An 18,676-nucleotide genomic window follows, 5' to 3' on the forward strand; every position below is an offset into this window, starting at 1 on the left:
ACATGGATAGCGCGCGATGGCACGCTGGATTTCTGGCTGGCAAAGCAGTTTTTTGATCCGGTCAGCCAGCAGTTTTCGCTGCGCAATGCCGGCTGGCTTGAGTTCTGGGGTCATACGGTATTGAAGTTGATTACCGTGTGGGTGCTGATCATTTGCATAGTGCTGGCGCTCGCCAGCAACTGGATCGCCATACTGCGGCCATGGCGCCGGCCGTTGACGCTGTTTGTGCTGATGGGCGCGAGTGCGGCGTACCTGGTGCAAACCCTGAAAGGCGCCAGCGTGCATTCCTGCCCGTGGGATATCAATGTCTTCGGCGGAACGGCGCAGTGGTTTCCGCTGTTTGGCCAGATCAGCAAGATCGCGGGGCCGGGTTTGTGCTGGCCGGGCGGCCATGCCTCTGGTGGCTTTGCACTGGCCGCCGGATATTTCGCCTTGCGCGAAATCAAGCCGCAGCTGGCGCGCGGGATACTGGCTGTCAGCCTGCTGTTTGGCATCGTGATGAGCCTGGTGCAAATGCTGCGCGGCGCACATTTCCTGTCGCACAATCTGTGGAGTTTGTGGCTGGTCTGGTGCGCATGCTTCGTCGTCGATGCGGTGCTGCGCTTTATCTGGCGTCCGGCGCATTTAGCCGTTTGACGGCTACGCTATGACTCGGTGTTGTCTATTGCCGAGGCCGCTGTAGCAGCATCATTTCGCAGATGGCGTCGGTCCAGCCACCAGACCAGTATAGGCAACACCAGGAATCCGCCCGGCGCGACAAACAGCACCATGTAAGGACTCATTTCGACCAGCTTGTGGAAGTGCACCCGGATGCGTTTGCGATCGAGCTCGGTCCAGCGGTAACCGTTGCGCTGCTTCATCAACAAGGGCAGCAAGCCGCGCATCTGGTGCATTTCTTCCAGCAGGCGCACGCGTTCCCGGTTTTGCACCGCCAGTACGGAAGATGTTGATTTCCCGATCAGGCGAAACGGCAGGATGATGACGGCAATGATGCGATGAGGCACGGTGTATCCCGGTGTAGGGTGGTGTAACTGCTTTTGATTTTACGCGAAGCCAGTGTTGCCAGTAAGAAAACCTCTCACATAGCCACCCGCTATTGATTCTGTAAGGCAAATCAATTTGTTCTATTTCATCTGAGTGACTATCATCGGTTCATGGCTCACGGGCTTCAATGAACAGCAAGGATGGTCATCATGGTCACAGCAGCAAAAACCACCAGTCAAATCGGCATGCACATGGGCGTATCGTTCGGCATCCTGTATGTGATGACCGGCTCGGTCGCGATAGGTGGCGTGGCGGCGGTACTCGAGCCCATCTGCAATGTGATTCTGATGCCCTTGCATGACCGGATGTGGGAACGCATACGTGCCAGGGTGGAGGCGCGGCAGGCAAACTCTGCCGCTCATCCCGATGTGGCGGCCATCCATGGCACCTGATCACGCAGGGCGCTGATGTTGCGCGGCATCGAAGATGCTGCGCGTCCGGCCCGGCTGTCGGATAATACGTTGCCCTTGCTGCCAGACTACCCGGAGTTGTTGTATGAAAATCGCGATACTTGATGACTACCAGGACTGCGTGCGCCAGCTCGACTGTTTTTCAATGCTGGCCGGGCATGAGGTCAAGGTATTTACCAACAGTGCGCGCGGCGTCGGGCAACTGGCGATCCGCCTCGCCGATTTCGATGCGCTGGTGCTGATACGCGAACGCACTGCACTGTCGCGTCCCTTGCTGGAAAAACTGCCGCGGCTGAAGCTGATTGCGCAAACCGGCAAGGTCAGCGGCCACATCGATCTGCAGGCTGCTGCTGCCTGCGGCATCACGATTACCGAGGGCGTGGGCGACCCCACCGCGCCGGCTGAACTGACCTGGGCCTTGATCATGGCCGCCATGCGCAAGTTGCCGCAATACGTCAGCAACCTGAAAGACGGCATGTGGCAAATCGCCTCGACGGCGGTTGCGCACAATACGCTGGGCCGCGCATTGAAGGGTCGCACGCTGGGTATCTTTGGTTACGGCCGCATAGGCCGCATCGTCGCCGCTTATGGCCAGGCCTTTGGCATGCATGTCGTGGTGTGGGGCCGCGCGAGCAGTTGCGCGGCCGCGGCGCAGGATGGCTATCAGGTGGCGGCGTCGCAGGCAGAATTCTTTGGCATGGCGGATGTCCTCACGCTGCACCTGCGCCTGAATGCAGCCACGCGCGGCATCGTGACGTCGGTCGATTTGGCCTGCATGAAGCCGGATGCCTTGTTCGTCAATGCCAGTCGCGCCGAACTGGTTGCCACCGATGCGCTGCAATCGGCGCTGTCGCACGGCCGGCCCGGTTTTGCCGCGCTGGATGTCTATGAGAGCGAACCGCTATCGCCGACATCATCCCTGCTGTACATGGAAAACGTGCTGGCGTCGCCGCATCTGGGCTATGTGGAAAAAGACAGCTATGAAATCTATTTCCGCAGCGCGTTTCAAAACATCGTCGATTTTGCGAATGGGACGCCGCGCAATGTCTTGCAAGCGCAGCCCTGAAGCAGGCGGCTGCATACGATAGTCGCAGTCGCGCTTAAGGGGTGGCGTCGGAACGGTCGCCAGCGGTGGATTTTCTGGTTTTTGGCAAGAGTGTGGCGGTGGTGCTGGCCAGATGTGCACTGCCCCACAGGTTCGCCCAGCCCGGCGGCCACGGCAATGGCGGGCCGGCATATTCGGGCACGCCGCGCCGCACCGGTATCACCGGCAGCGAATTCGGTATCGGCCCATCATGCTTGTCCCAGCCTAGCGAAAACGTATAGTCCGGCAGCAGGGCGGTGCAGACTGTATCAAACCACAGCGTGTGATCTTCATCCCGGCCCAGCGCCTGCGCCATCCCGTTCGGGTCGAACTGTGCCAGCGTGCTGGCCAGTTCTTTTGCTGTTTCGCCGGGGGTGTCGCCCCAGCCCATGACCGGATTGCAATTGTATTCGGCGCCGGAGCCATACCAGCCTTCGCGCCACGGCCGCTCCATCCAGTTGCGCTGGCCGGTAAACAAATGCCAGCGCCAGTGCAGGCCGGACGGTTTGGGCCAGCTGTACAAATACAAACGTTGATAACCGGCGCGATGCAATTCGCGCACCATCGCCATCAGTCGCGCATGCGGCATCGGGTCCGGCGGCGCGCGGCGGAACAGGATGGCTTCGCCATCTGCATGCTGCACTTCATCGGTCGACAGGTTCAAGTCGAGCGTGCGCATTTCATTGCCGAAGCGCGCAGAAATCCAGCCCGTCATCAAGTTGACAGCCGTGATCACACCATAGCCTCTATGGCGATGAAAAATCACGGTACCGGGAGCGATAGGTTTCATGGCTAAAACTATACGAATTCAGAAATGGTGTGGACCGGCGCTAGTGTAACGGCATTTGCGCACGATGTTCAGTGGCGCAAATGCGCGCGCACTTTTAAATGGCGCAGCAAAACAATTTCTTTGCAACGGCACCAAACGTGTGCGGGTGCATGAGTCGCCCGAGTATAGCGTGTCGTGCGCAGCAGGCATGTGAGAGGGGAAAAGTGCGCCAGCGGCTGGCTGCAATCAATATGGCAGGTGGCCTGCAATTTGCTTTATTGCTTTTGGGCAGCACTATTTGCTGCCGGATTTTGCAAGGCTGCTGCGCGGGGCGGCGCCGGAATAATTACAGATCAGGGAAACAACATGGACCATCACGCCGAACTGCAAATCGATACCTTCCTGCCCTATATGCGTGATGTCAGCCGTTGCGAGCAGTCGCTGCATGAGTTGAATATGATGTGGCGCATGATCGAGTCTTCCGCCAAGATGAACTGCCCGCTCGAAGCCAAGGCTATCCTGCCGACGATGGCCGCCACGCGCGCCGGTTTCAATCGTCTCGAGCAAGAGCTCGTGACCAGTCTGGTGCGTGAAAAAGTAGCCAATGTGCTGGAAGAAATCGGCACCAAGGCGCAGTACGTGATCGATATCGTGGTGCGCAATCTGTATGAGCGCACGGCCGACGTTGGTTTCCTGGCGACCGATCGCGAACTCTGCACCTTCGTCGCCGGCCTGCACGAAGACCGCGACATGATACGTGCGCGTCTGCGCGCCTATCGCAACAAGTACACCGTCTATGATGAAATCATCCTGCTCGACGATGCCGGCAACGTGCTGGTGCAGATCGATGAGGCTACGCCGCTGGAAGGCAGCAGCGATCCGCTGATCAGGCAAACGCTGGCGTCCGACACTTACGTGGAAACCTTCCGCGCCACCGATCTGCGTCCCGGCAAGCATGAAGCCTTGATCTATTCGCGCCGCATGCATCATCCGGAAACCGGCGCAGTGGTCGGCGTGCTGTGTCTGTGCTTCCATTTTGAAGCAGAGATGGCCGGCATTTTCCGCTCGCATCGCGATCCTGCCGAGCGCTCCAACATGCTGCTGCTTGATGGCAGCAATCGCGTGATTGCCAGCGCCGATCCGCGCTGGGTCCCGGTTGGCGCCGTGGTGCCGGTCAATCGTGATGCCGATCCGCGCCTGGTTGTATATGGCGGGCGCGAATACCTGGCGCGCACTTTTTCTGCCGACGGCTATCAAGGCTATATGGGGCCGCCGGGCTGGCAAGGGCAGGTGATGATACCGGTCGAGCTCGGCTTTACCGGCCGCGCGACGAATGCGCTGACGGCGCTGGACAAGAATGTCGCCGATGGTTTGCTGTCGCATGCGCAGACATTCTGCCCGCCGCTGTTTGAAATCATGAGTGCTGCCGAGACAATACGCCGCGTGGTCTGGAACGGGCAAGTCATGACGGCCGGGCAAAACGGCGAATTATTGAAACTCAAAACCATACTCGAGCAAATCAGCGAAACCGGTGCGCGCAGCAATGAACTGTTTGCGCAATCGATACGCGACTTGTATGAAACCGTGCTGTCGTCGAGTCTGAGCGATTCCGAATTCGTCTCGCACCTGATGGTCGATCTGCTGGACCGCAATCTGTACGAGCGCTCCGACGATTGCCGCTGGTGGGCGTTGACGCCGGAGTTGCAGCTGGCGTTGGCGGCACCCGTCAAGTCCGAGCAAACCGTGGCGCGCCTGACGGAAATTCTCGATTACATCAATTCGCTCTACACCGTCTACACGCGCATTTTTATCTATGACGCCGATGGCGTGATCGTCGCCAGCAGCGACTTCAAGGGCGATGGCTTGCAAGTGGTAGGCACCAGCATCGCCGCAGAGACGATGGAGCATGTATCAGCGCTGGCAAATGACCAGCAGTATTACGTGACGCCGTTTGAAACAACACCGCTCTATGGCGGCCGCCCAACCTATGTCTATCATGCCGCGATACGCGATCCGGAGCATGAGGCGCATATCGTCGGCGGCATCGGCATCGTGTTCGATTCCGAGCCGGAATTTTCCGCGATGCTGGAAGGTGCGCTGGGTGGCAAGGAAGATGTCAGCGCACTGTTTGTCGACCGCAGCGGCTGCATCATTTCCAGCACCGACGCGACGCGGCCGGTCGGCAGCTATCTGGAGATCGATCCGGAATTGCTGAAGATGGAAAACGGCGGCAGCACTTCGCGCATCGTGATACACGACGGCCATTACGCGATCCTCGGTTGCACGATGTCGCACGGCTATCGCGAGTTCAAGACTTCAGACGGTTACCGGGAAGACGTGCTGGCCGTGGTCTACAAGGCTTTTGGCGTGGAGCGCCAGCAAATCAATAACAGCAATGGCGCCAACACGGCGCTGGAGCTGGATCCTATGGCGCCGGCCGGGCGCGAGTTTGCCACTTTCTTCATCGATGGCGCCCTGTTTGCGATGGCGGCCGAGTATGTGCAGGAAGCCTTGCCGGCCTCGGCGATTTCACCGATGTCGATGGGCAGCCGTGCCGAGCGCATCGGTATACTCGCACTGCAGCATGAGCATGAAGCCAAGCGCTTTGTCTGGGTCTTCGACCTCGGACACCTGATGCGCGGTTACCGTTCGGATATCGACAGCAGCAGCCAGGTCATCGTCGTCCAGCGCGGCACGCAAAGCATAGGCTTGCTGGTCAGCGAGTTGCATGGGGTGCCGGAATTCCAGCCTGCGCAAATCGTGCCGACGCCGCTGGCCAGTCCGAGTACCGGGATGCTGGTGACAGAAGTGATACAGGCTAACAGCGGACGCCTGCTGATACAGTCGATCAATGTCGATCACCTGTTTGCGGTGCTCAACAACGAGGAAATCCCTATCGCTGACGAAATGAAGATGGCTGCCTGACGCGACCTGACCGCAAGAAATTGAGGTTTTAATGCGCACATTTATCCATGAATAAATGTGCGCCTCTTTTCATGGCCGGGCAGCTCGCGTTATGATGTGCGATCCGATTCTGGACCATCCCTAGCCTAGTGTGATCCCAAATGACTCTGCGCATCATCGCCACCGGCGGCACTTTCGACAAGCATTACGATGAAATCGCCGGCAAGCTGACTTTCAGCAAGGGGCACCTGCCCCAGGTCATCAAGCGCGCCCGGATCACCGTGCCGCTCCAGCTCGAACAACTGCCCTTTCTGGATTCGCTGGACATGCATGACGCAGATCGCCAGCGCATCGCCGCTTCATGCCTGCGCGCCGATGAAACCAGCATCGTCATCGTGCACGGCACCGATACGATGCGCGAAACCGCCGAAGTGCTGGGCAAGGCGCAATTGCCGAAGACGATAGTGTTGACCGGCGCGATGGTGCCTTATGAAGTCAAGAATTCGGACGCGCTGTTCAACTTCGGCTTTGCCTGCGGCATCGCACAAGCCTTGCCGCATGGCGTCTACATTGCAATGAATGCGCAAATTTTTACGTGGAACAACGTGAAGAAAAACCGCGATGAAGGCGTGTTCGAAAAACGCTGAGCGCGCTATCCCGCCCTGCCAAAAATTTCCCCAAAAAAAAGCCCGCTAACCTTGCGGCGCGGGCAAAAATCCAATACTTGGATGGAGTGACCTGTGTATCGTAACCAGCGATTGTTACTGGTTCATGACAGGCCAGAGATTTCATCCAGGTTGCATCGCAAGCCGGCATTCAGTTAGCTGATCGCCGGCTTTTGTTTTTGCAGTTGCTCAAAAAAGCAGCGTTGCAGTGTTGCATTACACGAGTAATGACGCCCAACACTATTGTCATTGTGTACACTGTGCTTGCCAGGACGTAAGCTGTCCCTTGAAGTGCAGAAGCTCCTGCATCATGCAACTGGACATCTGCGTACGGCAGCACGGGTCACAATAAAAACAGGGAGATCAACGATGCATGCATTAGCAGATGAAGATGGCGCGATACCAGCATCCAGCGTGAGCAAGGACGTGGCGCAAGGCAGGATGCTGGCTGGCCTGTTGCAGGGCCTGGCACTTTATTTTCTGTACCTGTCCCTCAAGAATGGGACAGGGCCGGCGACCAACGCCTACTTTTTTGCACCGTTATTGCTGATTTCACTGTTAGTGCCGGTGCTGTTCGTTTCCGGTCTCGGCCATCTTGAAACACGGCGCATGTGGATCTGGATGTTTGCAGCAACGGGCATTGCGGCCGTACTCGGTGTCTACGATATCTGGCGCCAGGGATATCTTGAACAGAACTGGTTTGGTGTTGCGGCAGGCATGTCGCGGGCGACGCCATCGGCGCTGGTGCTGTGCTTTTCCGCCATCGGGTTTTATATTGCGCATGCGCTGGTACTGGTAGCAGCAGCCGACCAGCGTCGCATCGCGCGCTATCCATCTTATTTCGAACGCGCATGGAAGCTCATCATCCAGATCATCTTCTCCATGCTGTTCGTCGGCATATTGTGGTTGATCCTGTGGCTGGGTGCGGCCTTGTTCATGCTGGTCAAGCTCAACTTCCTGTATGAGTTGCTGCTAAAGACATGGTTCTCCATTCCCGTCACGGCATTTGCCTTTTCAACCGCCTTGCATATCACCGATGTGCGGCCCGGCATCGTGCGCGGTATACGCAGCCTGTTGCTGGTCTTGATGTCATGGTTGTTGCCAGTCACGACGCTGATAGTCTGCGGCTTTTTGCTCAGCCTGCCGTTTGCCGGCCTTGAACCCTTGTGGGCGACGCGTCACGCAACGTCGGTGCTGCTGGGCACGGCGGCGGTATTGGTGTTGTTGATCAATGCGACCTTCCAGGGCGGTGAAGTGGGTGAGGAAGTCGCGCGCGTATTGCGCGGCAGTGCCCGGCTGGCCTGTGTACTGTTATTGCCGATAGTGGCGATCGCCATCTATTCGCTGACCTTGCGGGTGGCGCAATATGGCTGGACGACCGATCGCATCATTGCTGCCGCATGTTTGCTGATAGCGGCCTGCTACGCATCCGGGTATCTGTGGGCCGCACTGGAGCGCAAGGGATGGCTGGAGCGTATCGCACCGATCAATGTGTTGACTGCTTTCGTGATCCTGGCCGTGTTGCTGGCGCTATTCACGCCGATTGCCGATCCGGCGCGCTTGTCGGTCGCAGACCAGTTGGCTCGTCTTGAGTCCGGCAAGGTAGACGCAGAGAAATTCGACTTTCATTATCTGCGCTTTGAAGGTGCGCGTTATGGCAACGACGCATTGCAAAAACTCAAGACGACAACGACAGGTGTCGATGCCGCGCTGTTGAATAAACGTGCGGAAGCGGCACTGCAAAAGAAAAACAAATGGGATCGTGGCAGCACGCCCCTGGTTGCAGATGCACGGGCGCGCGCAGCGAATATTACAGTCTGGCCCAACAGCAAGGTCTTGCCGCCGGCATTCATCGAGCATAACTGGACCGAGTTTGAAAAAAATTACCAGTTTCCGCCGTGCCTGAAGCAGCAGGATAGCAAATGCAATGCTTACCTGATCGATTTGAATGGTGACGGCAAGACAGAAATCCTGATAAAAAATGTGGAAATTTACGGTCCGGCGGTCGCCTTTTCACTGGCGACGGATGGGAAGTGGCAACCAAGTGGCACGGTGAACGGTATAAATCCGAACTGCAAGGAATTATTGCAGGCGCTGGCGGAAGACAGTTACCAGCTGGTGGTTCCGCTGTTCAAGGATCTGCAAGTTGCCGGGCGACGTATGCGCGTTGATCCCTGGTCATCGGATCCAAACAAATGCGCAAGCACGGGAAAATAATAAACGCCACGCATTATCGGCGCTGACGATGATGCGGCTGCGGCCATGCACGCGGCCGCAATACATCATTGCAAATACAGATAAGTTGTAGGGTTAAAAAACCCTGCGCCGGATTTTGTACTAGAATTTAAATCAGCTGGCTAAAAGCAGGCAGCTACTTCAGGAGCAACAGGAATTCATTGAAATCAGGAGGCGTCGGCTGAACTCTTAAGTATCGAAGTTATCAAACGAGATGAAGAAGAGACTCAATGCAATCACTTAGGAGGAAAAATGGATGCAACATTAAAACCCTGTCCAGTTTGCGGTAGTCAGGCAGAACTGAAAGAAGCCCATTACCTTGAATCCGAACGGCCTTACAGCTATGTGCATTGTACGAATGAAGCATGCACACTGAATCACAATGCACCGCATTTCAGCAATAGCACGGAAGCCAAAAATGATCAGGATGCGATTACGGCCTGGAACCAGCGACTGGAAACCCCGGCGCTGCATCACTGATTTTCCCTTATCCCCATTCCTTAAATAATGAAAAACAGCCCGGTTAAGCGGGCTGTTTTTCATTCATCCGTATCGTTCACGCAAGTCCTTGCGTGAACGATTTAACTTTTATCGTGATGCGGCAACGATGCTTAACGCCGTATTGCCGGCGGGACCGTCGGCCATGACTGCACTGGCGCAAAAGAAGCTCAGCGCAGCAGCGCAGGAAATCAGTCCCAGGGTTGAAAATTTACGCATTGTTATCTCTCTTGTCGGCGTTGCTTGTTTCCCGGCATGATGCCGTACCAGCATAGTAGGCAAAGCCCGCCATTTCCTGTATCGGCGCCACACCCATCCTGCTGTAAGAAAGCAGGAGTATTTGCCCGGCCGCCGCACGGCAGGCAATAAAAAACCGGCCTGAGCCGGTTTATCTGCGCAACGGCAAGGATGGATCCGTTACCCAGGCTCAACAGTGGCATCCAGCCTCATGGCCATCAAGTCTTCCGCCGGCATCGCCTTGGCAAACAGCCAGCCCTGATAAGCTTCGCAACCATACTGGCGCAAAAAGTGTAGTTGGGCCTCGGTCTCCACTCCCTCTGCCACCAGCGTCAATCCCAAGCTGTGCGCCAGCGCAATAATCGCTCCTGAAATGGTGACGTCATTGGCGTCGTCGGGAATGCCGTCCATGAAGCTCTTGTCAATCTTGAGCTTGCTCACAGGCAGCGCCTTCAGATAGGCGAGCGAAGAATAGCCAGTGCCAAAGTCATCCAGTGCCACGCTACAGCCCAAGCCGACCAGGGCTATGATTTGTTCGCGCGCCAGCGCAGGCTGAGCCATGGCCACCGATTCAGTGATTTCTATATCCAGCCATTGCGCCTGTGCACCCGTGCGTGCCAGTACGGCACTTACATATTCAGACAGATTGCGCTGCAAGAATTGCTGCGCCGAAAAATTGACCGACACCCGCAAAGGCGCCCCTGCACTGCTCCAGGCGGCAATTTGTTCGCATGCCGTTTCCAGCACCCATTCCGACAAAGGCACAATCAAGCCAGTGGCTTCAGCCACTGGAATGAACAGCGCCGGCGACACATGGCCCAGTTCCGGGTCATGCCAGCGCAGCAAGGCTTCCGCCCCGATGATGCTGCCACTATCCACGTCTACCAGCGGCTGGTAATGCAACTGCAACAACCCCAGCGCAATGGCTTCTTTCAAGCGTGCATGCAGTCGCATGTTTTCATGCGCGCGCTTATCCATTTCCATGGAATAGCAGGCATAGGCGCCCCGCCCGGACTGCTTGGCCTGGTACATGGCCATGTCAGCGTAGCGCAGCAGCGTGTCACTATCCCTGGCATCGTCTGGATAAAACGCCAGCCCAAGACTGCCGCCGGAATACACTTCCTGGTTTTGCAGGCGATACGAGGCTTGCAGTGACAGCAAGAGCTGGGCGGCTACCTTCACAGCGACATCTACATCCGTCAGGTCAGCCAGCATGATGGCAAACTCGTCACCGCCCATGCGCGCCAGCGTGTCGTTTTCACGCAAGGCGCTGCGTATGCGGGCACTGACCTGCACCAGCAAGGCATCGCCGGTGGCGTGTCCAAAACTGTCGTTCAGGTTTTTGAAATAATCCAGATCAAGAAACAATACTGCCACGTGCAAACCAGAATCCCCGGCACGCGCCATAGCCTGATTCAGTTGCAGGCGGAACAGCCAGCGGTTGGGCAGGCCGGTAAGTTCATCGTGGGTGGCCTGGTGGCGCAGCGATTCTTCAAATTTCTTGCGCTCGGTGAGATCGCGTACGTAGGCAATCGCGTGGCGCTCGCCTTCGTCATCCCAGTTTCCCAGGCTGATGTCGATCGGCAGCATTTCGCCATTGCGACGCATCAGTTTCAAGTCCATCAAGCCCATCGCGCGCGGATGCGGTGCCACAAAATAACTCCGCATCGATTCTGCGTGGCGTGCGCGCAGATGCACCGGCAAAAAAATGTCCACGTTCTGGCCTACCAGCTCGTGCATGCTGTAACCGGTGAGCAGCTCCATCGCCGGGTTCGCCATCAGGATGCATCCGGTTTTGTTTACCCATAAGACGCCATCGGGCGCAGCATCCAGCGTCACTTTTTCGCGCAGATGTTGCACCTCCATGCGCTCCAGGGGACGGCGCAGCGCTTCGTTGAAGGTGACGTGGAACAAATACAGATAAGCCGCCACCTTGTACATGTGTCCGAGCACATTGGCGCCATCCCTGTCGACGATGCCCAGCATCGTGAAAAACAGTTCCGAGACAGCTGACAAGGCTATTGCAAAGCTCAGTGCCATCACACATTCATGAACCAATGCCTGGCGGCGCCGCCACAACAGTGCAAGGGCGGCCAGATTGATGACGATGATCAGCCATTCCATGCTGATTTTTAGCGGCGTCAGACCCTGCCCATGGACAAACAGTGCGGGCAGGCGGTCGGGCCAGAGCAGTCCGACGGCGCCTATGAGGCAGACTATTGCCAGCATGAGTGCCAGCGCCAGGCGTTTTCTGGCCTTGGTAATGTTAGGCACCGGAGGCAGCAATACATAGACCAGCAAGACGCTCGCGGCCAGTGTGCGGGCGGCCAGCCAGAAGAACATCGATTTGTGCGGCGTGTTGCTACTCATCGCATCCGGCATGCCTACATAGCTCATCACATGCAGGAAATCGAGCAAGCCGACGCCAAAAAACGCGATCCCAAGCAGTACTACCGCCCCTTTGCGCGCCGACAGAATGGCGCGGTAGCCGGTAACAAATACCAGCATCGCAACCACCACTGCGAGCAGCTCGACGACGTTGTGCCAGAACACGAAGGTTGCTGGTGCGATCAATACCTGCCGCGCCGGTTGCGAGACCCACCACAACAAGGGCAGTGCCAGTACCAGCAGGATCCAGCCAGCAGCTCTCTGATAGGGGTGCTTATTGTCCATGGGCGAGAAAAAGTAGTGATGGATGTGGCTGCGTATAGGGCGCGCAGTGCCTGTCTGAGCGGACTTTTTTCTTCAATTCTTTTGTGTGTTCATGCGAGATTGCAGCGATGTCCGCCATCAAACCATGGATTTGATGGCGCGTTCTCATGCTGGCCTGTAGTGGCCAGCGCACTGCTGTTGATTTCCCCCCGTGCAGGCATTAAAGCCAGTCATGATTTTTCTGGTCCCCATAGCGCCTTTCTTGGTGGCGATTTCAGGGGCGACATGTAGCAACTGGCTAACCTGTCAATTTATAGCAGAATTCTGGCGGGTGGTCGCCAATAGCAGACTTGGAGTGTCTGTAAATTGATACGGGCGTTGCGTCCGCTTGCGGGTCATGGAACGGTATTGCCAGCACTATCAGGATGATTCGACTCATCCTGATAGTGCTCGAAAAATATTATTTGCCGATACAGAAGCGGCTGAAAATCACGCCCAGCAAATCATCCGACGTGAATGCGCCGGTGATGCTGCTCAGGCGTTCTTGCGCCAGGCGCAATTCCTCGGCAAACAGGTCGAGCGCAGGATCCGTCGTTTCACTGTCGTGCGCCGCATGCTGTGCTGCCAGTTCCAGATGAGCCTGCGCTGATTTCAGTGCGACCAGATGGCGTTCGCGTGCGAGGTACAGCGATTCGCCGGTTTGTTGCCAGCCGACCAGGCGCAGCAGTTCGGTGCGCAACAAATCCATGCCGAGTAAATCTGTCGCCGACAAATAGACATGCGTGGCGTCCGGCAGGTGATCGATGGCCGGGCGATGGCCGGACAGGTCGATCTTGTTCCACACGCGCATCACCGGCACATTGGTCGGGAAGCGCGCCGCGATTTCTTCATCTGCGCGGGTCGGTCCGCGGTTGGCGTCCAGCATGTGGACGATCACGTCGGCCGTCTGCACGGCAGCCCAGGTGCGTTCTATGCCTATGCGCTCCACTTCATCGCGGGCGTCGGTGGCGTCGCGTATGCCGGCGGTGTCGATCACATTGACCGGTATGCCTTCGATCTGGATGGTTTCTATGACCTTGTCGCGCGTGGTGCCGGCGATCGGCGTGACGATCGCGACATCGCTGCCGGCCAGCGCATTGAGCAACGATGACTTGCCGACGTTGGGCTGGCCGGCCAGCACGATGTTCAAGCCGTCGCGCAGCAAGGCGCCTTGCGCGGCCTGGCTGAAGACGCGTTGCAATGCTTCGCGTATCGCAGTGAGCTGGCCGCGCGCATCGGATTGTTTCAGGAAATCGATTTCTTCTTCCGGGAAATCCAGCGTCGCTTCGACCAGCATGCGCAGCGCGGTGATCTTGTCGACCAGCTCCTGTATGGTTTTCGAGAAGGCGCCGGACAGCGATTGCGAGGCCGATTTGGCCGCAGCCTCAGTCGATGCCTCGATCAGGTCGGCGACCGCTTCCGCCTGCGCCAGATCGAGCTTGTCATTCAGGTAGGCGCGATGCGTGAACTCGCCCGGCTGCGCCATGCGCAAGCCTATGTCTGCGCCCGCTGCCAGGCAGCGCGTGAGCAGCATTTGCAGCACGACGGGGCCGCCGTGGCCCTGGAGTTCCAGCACGTCTTCACCGGTGTATGAATGCGGCGCCTTGAAATAAATCGCGATGCCTTGATCGATCACGCTGCCGTCTGCATTGACGAAGCTGGTGTAGGTCGCATGGCGTGGTTCCAGCGGCGCGCCCTTGGCGGGACAGACTGCTGCAATGATGGAGGAAATGTTTTTGCCGGAGACGCGTACGACACCGATGCCGCCGCGTCCTGGTGCAGTGGCAATTGCTGCGATGGGGGAAGAGTCAAAGTTCATGTTGTAATTTTATAGCTTGTTGATCTGTTGCAGGCAAGTAAAAAGCCCGTGCAAACAACACACGGGCTTTTTGCGTAACGATGTTTCGTTACCGGAAGTGGCGACGCGCTCAGATCGTCGGCACGCCCATTTTTTTGCTGATCGTCCATTGCTGCGCGATCGACAGGATGTTGTTGACGACCCAGTACAGCACGAGGCCGGCAGGGAAGAAGAAGAACATCAGCGAAAACGCGATCGGCATGAACAGCATGACTTTGGCCTGGATAGGATCCGGCGGCGTCGGGTTCAGCTTGGTCTGGATGAACATCGAGATCGCCATCAGGATAGGCAGGATACCGAGCGTCAGGTTGAAAGAGCCGATCATGTAGGAGCCGAACAGGATATCGGGCGAGGCCAGATCGGCCACCCACAGCCATGGCGCATTACGCATTTCGACGCTGGCCAGCAGCACCCAGTACAGCGAAATGAAGACCGGGATCTGGATCACGATAGGCATGCAGCCGCCGAGCGGATTGATTTTCTCTTTCTTGTACAGCTCCATCATCGCCGCATTCATCTTTTGCGGATCGCCTTTATAGCGGGTGCGGATGTCGGTCATCTTCGGCGTGACCAGCTTCATCTTGCCCATGCTGCGATAGCTCGCTGCAGACAATGGGAAGAAGGCCAGCTTGATGACGATCGTCAGCACGATGATGGTCCAGCCCCAGTTGCCGAGGATCTGGTGGATCTGCGTCATCAGCCAGAAAATCGGCTTGGCGATGATCGTCAGCCAGCCGTAATCCTTGACCAGTTCAAAGCCGGGTGTGACTGCTTCCAGGCGTTTGGATTCTTGCGGGCCGGAGAACAGCGTGGCATCCATCGTTGCGCTCGCGCCCGGTGCAACGCTGCCCAATGGCAGGATGGTGCCGACTGCGTACAGATTGGCGTCGAGTTTCTTGGTGAAGAATTCGCGCGGACCTGTTGCTGGCGGTACAAATGCGGAAACGAAGTAATGCTGCACCATCGAAATCCAGCCGCTGTCGGCTTTCAATGCATGGTCGACCTTGCCTTTTTCTATCGACTCAAACGTCACCTTCTGGAACTTGTCGGTATCGGTATAGATCGCCGGGCCGGTGAAGGTGCTGTAGAACATCGATTCATTAGGCAGCTTGGCACCGTCACGCACCAGTTGCAGGTACAGCGATGGGGTGATGGCTGCGCCGGTATTGTTGACGACATCGTGCTTGATATCGATCTTGTAGTCGCCGCGCTTGAACGTGAAGGTCTTGGTCAGCTTCACGCCATTTTGCTCGGACTTCAATACCAGTTGTACCTGATCCGCAGCATCCAGCGTACGTGGGCCAGGAACCGCGGTGAACATCGATTTGTGGTTAGGATACGCGCCACCGATCAAGCCGGTCTGGCCGAGATAGGTGCGGGATGCCGACGCGTCGAACAGCACGACGTTTTGCGTCTTGTCGCCGCTGGCGTGATGCTGCAGCAATTCCAGGCGACGGATTTCACCGCCGGCGGTATCGATTTCAGCCTTGACCAGATCGGTCGTGATCGTGATCGACTCGCTCTTGACCGCTGCCGCGCCGACTGGAACGCCAGCGCCGGTAGTGGTGGTCGCCGGCGTGGCGGCGGTGGGTACATCGCCTACCGGTTTGGCGGCGCTGCCATCTGCGGCAACAGGCTGCGCTACTTGCGCTGCAGGGTCGCCGAAGAAGATCGATGGCTTGCCGGTATAACGATTGTAGTTATCCCACAGCATCAATAGCGAGAATGAGAAGATAACCCACAGGACGGTACGTTTGATATCCATAAGTGTCTTAATCAGTATTCAGGAATGGCCGCAACCGCAAGCGGTTGTAGAAGTAGTTTTGGATGATGATTTTTCAGGCACCGGGTCCACGCCGCCGTCATGCCACGGGTGGCATTTGCACAGGCGTTTGGTCGCCAGCAAGCTGCCCTTCAAGGCGCCATGCTTCTCGAGCGCTTCGACAGCGTAAGCCGAGCAGCTGGGATAAAAGCGGCAATTCTGGCCGAGGTAAGGGCTGATGCCCAACTGGTAGGCACGCACCAGTAACAACAGGATAGTTTTCACAGCTTCGCCTCCGGCGCGCCCTGCAGCAGAACCTGGGCAGCAAACAGTCGTGTCAATTCTTCCCGCAATACGGCTTTCAGGCCAGCCGTGGTGGCCGGGCCTTTTTTCGTATTGACAGGCTGTGACAGGCGAACGATGCAATCGATGGACGGCAATGCCGTTTGTCGAAACAGTTCGCGCGTCACGCGCTTGATCGTATTGCGCGTCACGGCGCGAGGTGCAAGGCGTTTGGCGGCGACCACACCCAGACGGGCATGCGGCAGATCTGTCTTGCACACATAAAGTACAAAGTGCGCAGTACGCTGCACGGGTCGCAAACGAAAAACGGATGAAAATTCATCCGTTTTAACGATCCGCCGATCGCGTGCAAAGTCGAGCGAACGATCGCCGGTCACGCCATTCGCTTAAGCAGCGAGGCGTTTGCGGCCTTTGGCGCGACGTGCATTGAGCACAGCGCGGCCACCGCGGGTTGCCATACGGACGCGAAAGCCATGGGTGCGCTTGCGGCGAACGACGGAAGGTTGGTAAGTACGTTTCATGTTGGTCTCGCTAATCAGCAAATATAATAAATCGGAACATCACGCGCCCATGCCAAATTTCTGGGCAGCTGGTGCATGCTGGTGCCTGACTGGCGACAACACAAATACCAACATCCTGGGTAGTGAACCCTGAATTAGACAGCATTTTATGCTTGCCTGTCAATTACTTAGCGTAGTTTTCCACAGCAACTACTTATTGAAATAAGCGTCCAGCCTGTGGATAACTCCGGCCGGCCGGGGTAGAATAGGCGCAACGTGTGGCAAGCCTCAGCTAGATACTCAGGCCTATAAATAGACCACTCCGTGGCAGTAATGGCAACACCTCCGCACAAATTCAAGTAGACGATTAATGGAAAATTTCTGGCAGGCCTGTTCCGCCCAGTTGGAGCAGGAATTGACGCCTCAACAATACAGCGCGTGGATCAAACCACTGGTGCCGCTCGATTACGAGGATGGCACGCTGCGTATCGCCGCGCCGAATCGTTTCAAGCTTGATTGGGTCAAGACACAGTTCGCCAGCCGCATCACCGGCATCGCCGCCCAGTATTGGGAAGAGGACGTCGACGTCCAGTTCGTGCTCGATCCGCGCCTGGCCGTGGCCAGGAAGCCGGCAGCGCAAGCCAGTGTTGCGCCTGGTCAATCCGACAACGTGCCCGCCAATGTGCTGGAACCGATACCGTCCAGCGCGACCGATCATACGCCGCGCCGCGACCAAAGCCGTATCAATACAGCACTGACATTTGACAGTTTCGTCACCGGCAAGGCCAACCAGCTGGCGCGTGCGGCGGCGATCCAGGTCGCCAACAATCCCGGCAGTTCATACAATCCGCTGTTCCTGTATGGCGGCGTAGGCTTGGGCAAAACCCATTTGATCCACGCCATCGGCAACCAGGTGCTGGCCGACAATCCGAACGTCAAAATACGCTATATCCACGCAGAACAGTACGTCAGGGACGTAGTGACTGCTTACCAGCGCAAGGGTTTTGACGATTTCAAGCGCTACTACCATTCGCTCGACCTGTTGCTGATAGACGACATCCAGTTCTTTGGCGGCAAGAGCCGTACGCAGGAAGAATTCTTTTATGCGTTCGAGGCTTTGATTGCAGCCAAGAAACAAATCATCATCACCAGCGATACCTATCCGAAGGAAATCAGCGGCATGGATGATCGCCTGATTTCCCGTTTCGATTCGGGTTTGACGGTCGCTGTCGAGCCGCCAGAGCTGGAAATGCGCGTTGCCATTTTGCTCAAAAAAGCGGTACAGGAAGGCGTGACGTTCTCAGATGACGTGGCGTTTTTCGTTGCAAAACACCTACGTTCCAACGTCCGCGAGCTGGAAGGCGCGCTGCGCAAGATCCTTGCGTACTCGCGTTTTCATGGCAAAGACATCACGATTGAAGTTGTCAAAGACGCACTGAAAGATCTATTGTCGGTACAGAATCGCCAGATTTCGGTCGAAAATATCCAAAAGACGGTGGCGGATTTTTTCAATATCAAGGTCGCGGATATGTATTCGAAGAAGCGCCCGGCGAATATCGCGCGGCCGCGCCAGATAGCGATGTACCTGGCCAAGGAACTGACGCAAAAGAGCTTGCCGGAGATAGGCGAGCTGTTTGGCGGGCGCGATCATACGACCGTGCTGCATGCGGTGCGCAAGATAGGCGCCGACCGCGGCAAAAGCCCGGAATGCAACCA

At 57.0% G+C, this 18,676-nt stretch carries 17 protein-coding genes; 8 read left to right on the plus strand and 9 right to left on the minus strand.

Translation table 11 applies throughout. From position 1 onward, the window contains the following. A partial coding sequence (locus Q7T06_RS04785) for a phosphatase PAP2 family protein (RefSeq protein WP_304781075.1) occupies nt 1-636 on the plus strand: 636 nt, incomplete at its 5' end. 8 nt (nt 637-644) lie between these two features. Here Q7T06_RS04785 and Q7T06_RS04790 read toward each other — a convergent pair. Beyond that, a complete protein-coding gene (locus Q7T06_RS04790) occupies nt 645-1,004 on the minus strand; it encodes a hypothetical protein (RefSeq protein ID WP_304781078.1) in 360 nt (119 codons plus the stop codon). A 189-nt stretch (nt 1,005-1,193) separates the two neighbouring features. Between Q7T06_RS04790 and Q7T06_RS04795 the strand changes: the two genes are divergently transcribed. Beyond that, on the plus strand, nt 1,194-1,436 hold the full coding sequence (locus tag Q7T06_RS04795; RefSeq protein WP_304781080.1) for a DUF2061 domain-containing protein: 243 nt from the start codon (nt 1,194-1,196) through the stop codon (nt 1,434-1,436). Nucleotides 1,437-1,539: 103 nt separating this feature from the next. Continuing rightward, on the plus strand, nt 1,540-2,520 hold the full coding sequence (locus tag Q7T06_RS04800; RefSeq protein ID WP_304781083.1) for a D-2-hydroxyacid dehydrogenase family protein: 981 nt from the start codon (nt 1,540-1,542) through the stop codon (nt 2,518-2,520). A 34-nt stretch (nt 2,521-2,554) separates the two neighbouring features. On the opposite strand, the gene Q7T06_RS04805 is transcribed toward Q7T06_RS04800, so the two are convergent. Continuing rightward, the gene (locus tag Q7T06_RS04805; protein ID WP_304781086.1) at nt 2,555-3,328 is read right to left on the minus strand and encodes an L-asparaginase; all 774 of its coding nucleotides are present in this window, start codon (nt 3,326-3,328) and stop codon (nt 2,555-2,557) included. A gap of 345 nt (nt 3,329-3,673) precedes the next feature. On the opposite strand from Q7T06_RS04805, the gene Q7T06_RS04810 reads away from it, so the two are divergent. From Q7T06_RS04810 to Q7T06_RS04825, 4 genes are all read left to right on the plus strand, one after another. Continuing rightward, complete coding sequence (locus Q7T06_RS04810) at nt 3,674-6,232, plus strand: chemotaxis protein CheW (RefSeq protein WP_304781089.1); 2,559 nt, start codon at nt 3,674-3,676, stop codon at nt 6,230-6,232. A 140-nt stretch (nt 6,233-6,372) separates the two neighbouring features. Continuing rightward, nucleotides 6,373-6,858, plus strand: coding sequence for an asparaginase domain-containing protein (locus tag Q7T06_RS04815; RefSeq protein ID WP_304781092.1), 486 nt, complete (start codon nt 6,373-6,375; stop codon nt 6,856-6,858). A gap of 387 nt (nt 6,859-7,245) precedes the next feature. After that, on the plus strand, nt 7,246-9,093 hold the full coding sequence (locus Q7T06_RS04820; RefSeq protein WP_304781095.1) for a DUF4153 domain-containing protein: 1,848 nt from the start codon (nt 7,246-7,248) through the stop codon (nt 9,091-9,093). 270 nt (nt 9,094-9,363) lie between these two features. After that, entirely contained in the window at nt 9,364-9,591 is a 228-nt protein-coding gene (locus tag Q7T06_RS04825; protein ID WP_304781098.1) for a Lar family restriction alleviation protein, read from the plus strand. Nucleotides 9,592-9,699: 108 nt separating this feature from the next. On the opposite strand, the gene Q7T06_RS04830 is transcribed toward Q7T06_RS04825, so the two are convergent. From Q7T06_RS04830 to rpmH, 7 genes are all read right to left on the minus strand, one after another. Further along, nucleotides 9,700-9,828, minus strand: coding sequence for a hypothetical protein (locus tag Q7T06_RS04830; protein ID WP_304781101.1), 129 nt, complete (start codon nt 9,826-9,828; stop codon nt 9,700-9,702). 198 nt (nt 9,829-10,026) lie between these two features. Next, nucleotides 10,027-12,519 (minus strand): bifunctional diguanylate cyclase/phosphodiesterase, encoded by a 2,493-nt coding sequence (locus Q7T06_RS04835; RefSeq protein ID WP_304781104.1) that lies wholly within the window; start codon nt 12,517-12,519, stop codon nt 10,027-10,029. A 439-nt stretch (nt 12,520-12,958) separates the two neighbouring features. Continuing rightward, nucleotides 12,959-14,356, minus strand: a complete 1,398-nt coding sequence (mnmE, locus tag Q7T06_RS04840; RefSeq protein WP_304781108.1) for a tRNA uridine-5-carboxymethylaminomethyl(34) synthesis GTPase MnmE — start codon at nt 14,354-14,356, stop codon at nt 12,959-12,961. A gap of 109 nt (nt 14,357-14,465) precedes the next feature. Continuing rightward, on the minus strand, nt 14,466-16,160 hold the full coding sequence (yidC, locus tag Q7T06_RS04845; protein WP_304781111.1) for a membrane protein insertase YidC: 1,695 nt from the start codon (nt 16,158-16,160) through the stop codon (nt 14,466-14,468). Nucleotides 16,161-16,178: 18 nt separating this feature from the next. After that, nucleotides 16,179-16,442, minus strand: coding sequence for a membrane protein insertion efficiency factor YidD (gene yidD, locus Q7T06_RS04850; protein WP_304781113.1), 264 nt, complete (start codon nt 16,440-16,442; stop codon nt 16,179-16,181). Next, the gene (gene rnpA, locus Q7T06_RS04855) at nt 16,439-16,837 is read right to left on the minus strand and encodes a ribonuclease P protein component (RefSeq protein ID WP_304781115.1); all 399 of its coding nucleotides are present in this window, start codon (nt 16,835-16,837) and stop codon (nt 16,439-16,441) included. The genes yidD and rnpA overlap by 4 nt, the downstream gene beginning before the upstream one ends. 9 nt (nt 16,838-16,846) lie before the next feature. Further along, on the minus strand, nt 16,847-16,981 hold the full coding sequence (rpmH, locus tag Q7T06_RS04860) for a 50S ribosomal protein L34 (RefSeq protein WP_011872825.1): 135 nt from the start codon (nt 16,979-16,981) through the stop codon (nt 16,847-16,849). A 349-nt stretch (nt 16,982-17,330) separates the two neighbouring features. Between rpmH and dnaA the strand changes: the two genes are divergently transcribed. Continuing rightward, nucleotides 17,331-18,676 (plus strand): chromosomal replication initiator protein DnaA (gene dnaA / locus Q7T06_RS04865; protein ID WP_304781126.1); only part of this gene is annotated, 1,346 nt, incomplete at its 3' end.

Source organism: Herminiimonas sp. (assembly GCF_030645555.1).
Classification (GTDB): domain Bacteria; phylum Pseudomonadota; class Gammaproteobacteria; order Burkholderiales; family Burkholderiaceae_D; genus Oxalicibacterium.

What these genes read in the sequence shown, in the direction of transcription:
- Q7T06_RS04795 (WP_304781080.1), top strand. Translation starts at nt 1,194, where the DNA reads ATGGTCACAGCAGCAAAAACCACCAGTCAAATCGGCATGCACATGGGC.
- yidC (WP_304781111.1), bottom strand. Translation starts at nt 16,160, where the DNA reads ATGGATATCAAACGTACCGTCCTGTGGGTTATCTTCTCATTCTCGCTA.
- Q7T06_RS04810 (WP_304781089.1), top strand. Translation starts at nt 3,674, where the DNA reads ATGGACCATCACGCCGAACTGCAAATCGATACCTTCCTGCCCTATATG.
- Q7T06_RS04815 (WP_304781092.1), top strand. Translation starts at nt 6,373, where the DNA reads ATGACTCTGCGCATCATCGCCACCGGCGGCACTTTCGACAAGCATTAC.
- Q7T06_RS04800 (WP_304781083.1), top strand. Translation starts at nt 1,540, where the DNA reads ATGAAAATCGCGATACTTGATGACTACCAGGACTGCGTGCGCCAGCTC.
- rpmH (WP_011872825.1), bottom strand. Translation starts at nt 16,981, where the DNA reads ATGAAACGTACTTACCAACCTTCCGTCGTTCGCCGCAAGCGCACCCAT.
- Q7T06_RS04835 (WP_304781104.1), bottom strand. Translation starts at nt 12,519, where the DNA reads ATGGACAATAAGCACCCCTATCAGAGAGCTGCTGGCTGGATCCTGCTG.
- mnmE (WP_304781108.1), bottom strand. Translation starts at nt 14,356, where the DNA reads ATGAACTTTGACTCTTCCCCCATCGCAGCAATTGCCACTGCACCAGGA.
- Q7T06_RS04820 (WP_304781095.1), top strand. Translation starts at nt 7,246, where the DNA reads ATGCATGCATTAGCAGATGAAGATGGCGCGATACCAGCATCCAGCGTG.
- Q7T06_RS04805 (WP_304781086.1), bottom strand. Translation starts at nt 3,328, where the DNA reads ATGAAACCTATCGCTCCCGGTACCGTGATTTTTCATCGCCATAGAGGC.
- Q7T06_RS04825 (WP_304781098.1), top strand. Translation starts at nt 9,364, where the DNA reads ATGGATGCAACATTAAAACCCTGTCCAGTTTGCGGTAGTCAGGCAGAA.
- Q7T06_RS04830 (WP_304781101.1), bottom strand. Translation starts at nt 9,828, where the DNA reads ATGCGTAAATTTTCAACCCTGGGACTGATTTCCTGCGCTGCTGCGCTG.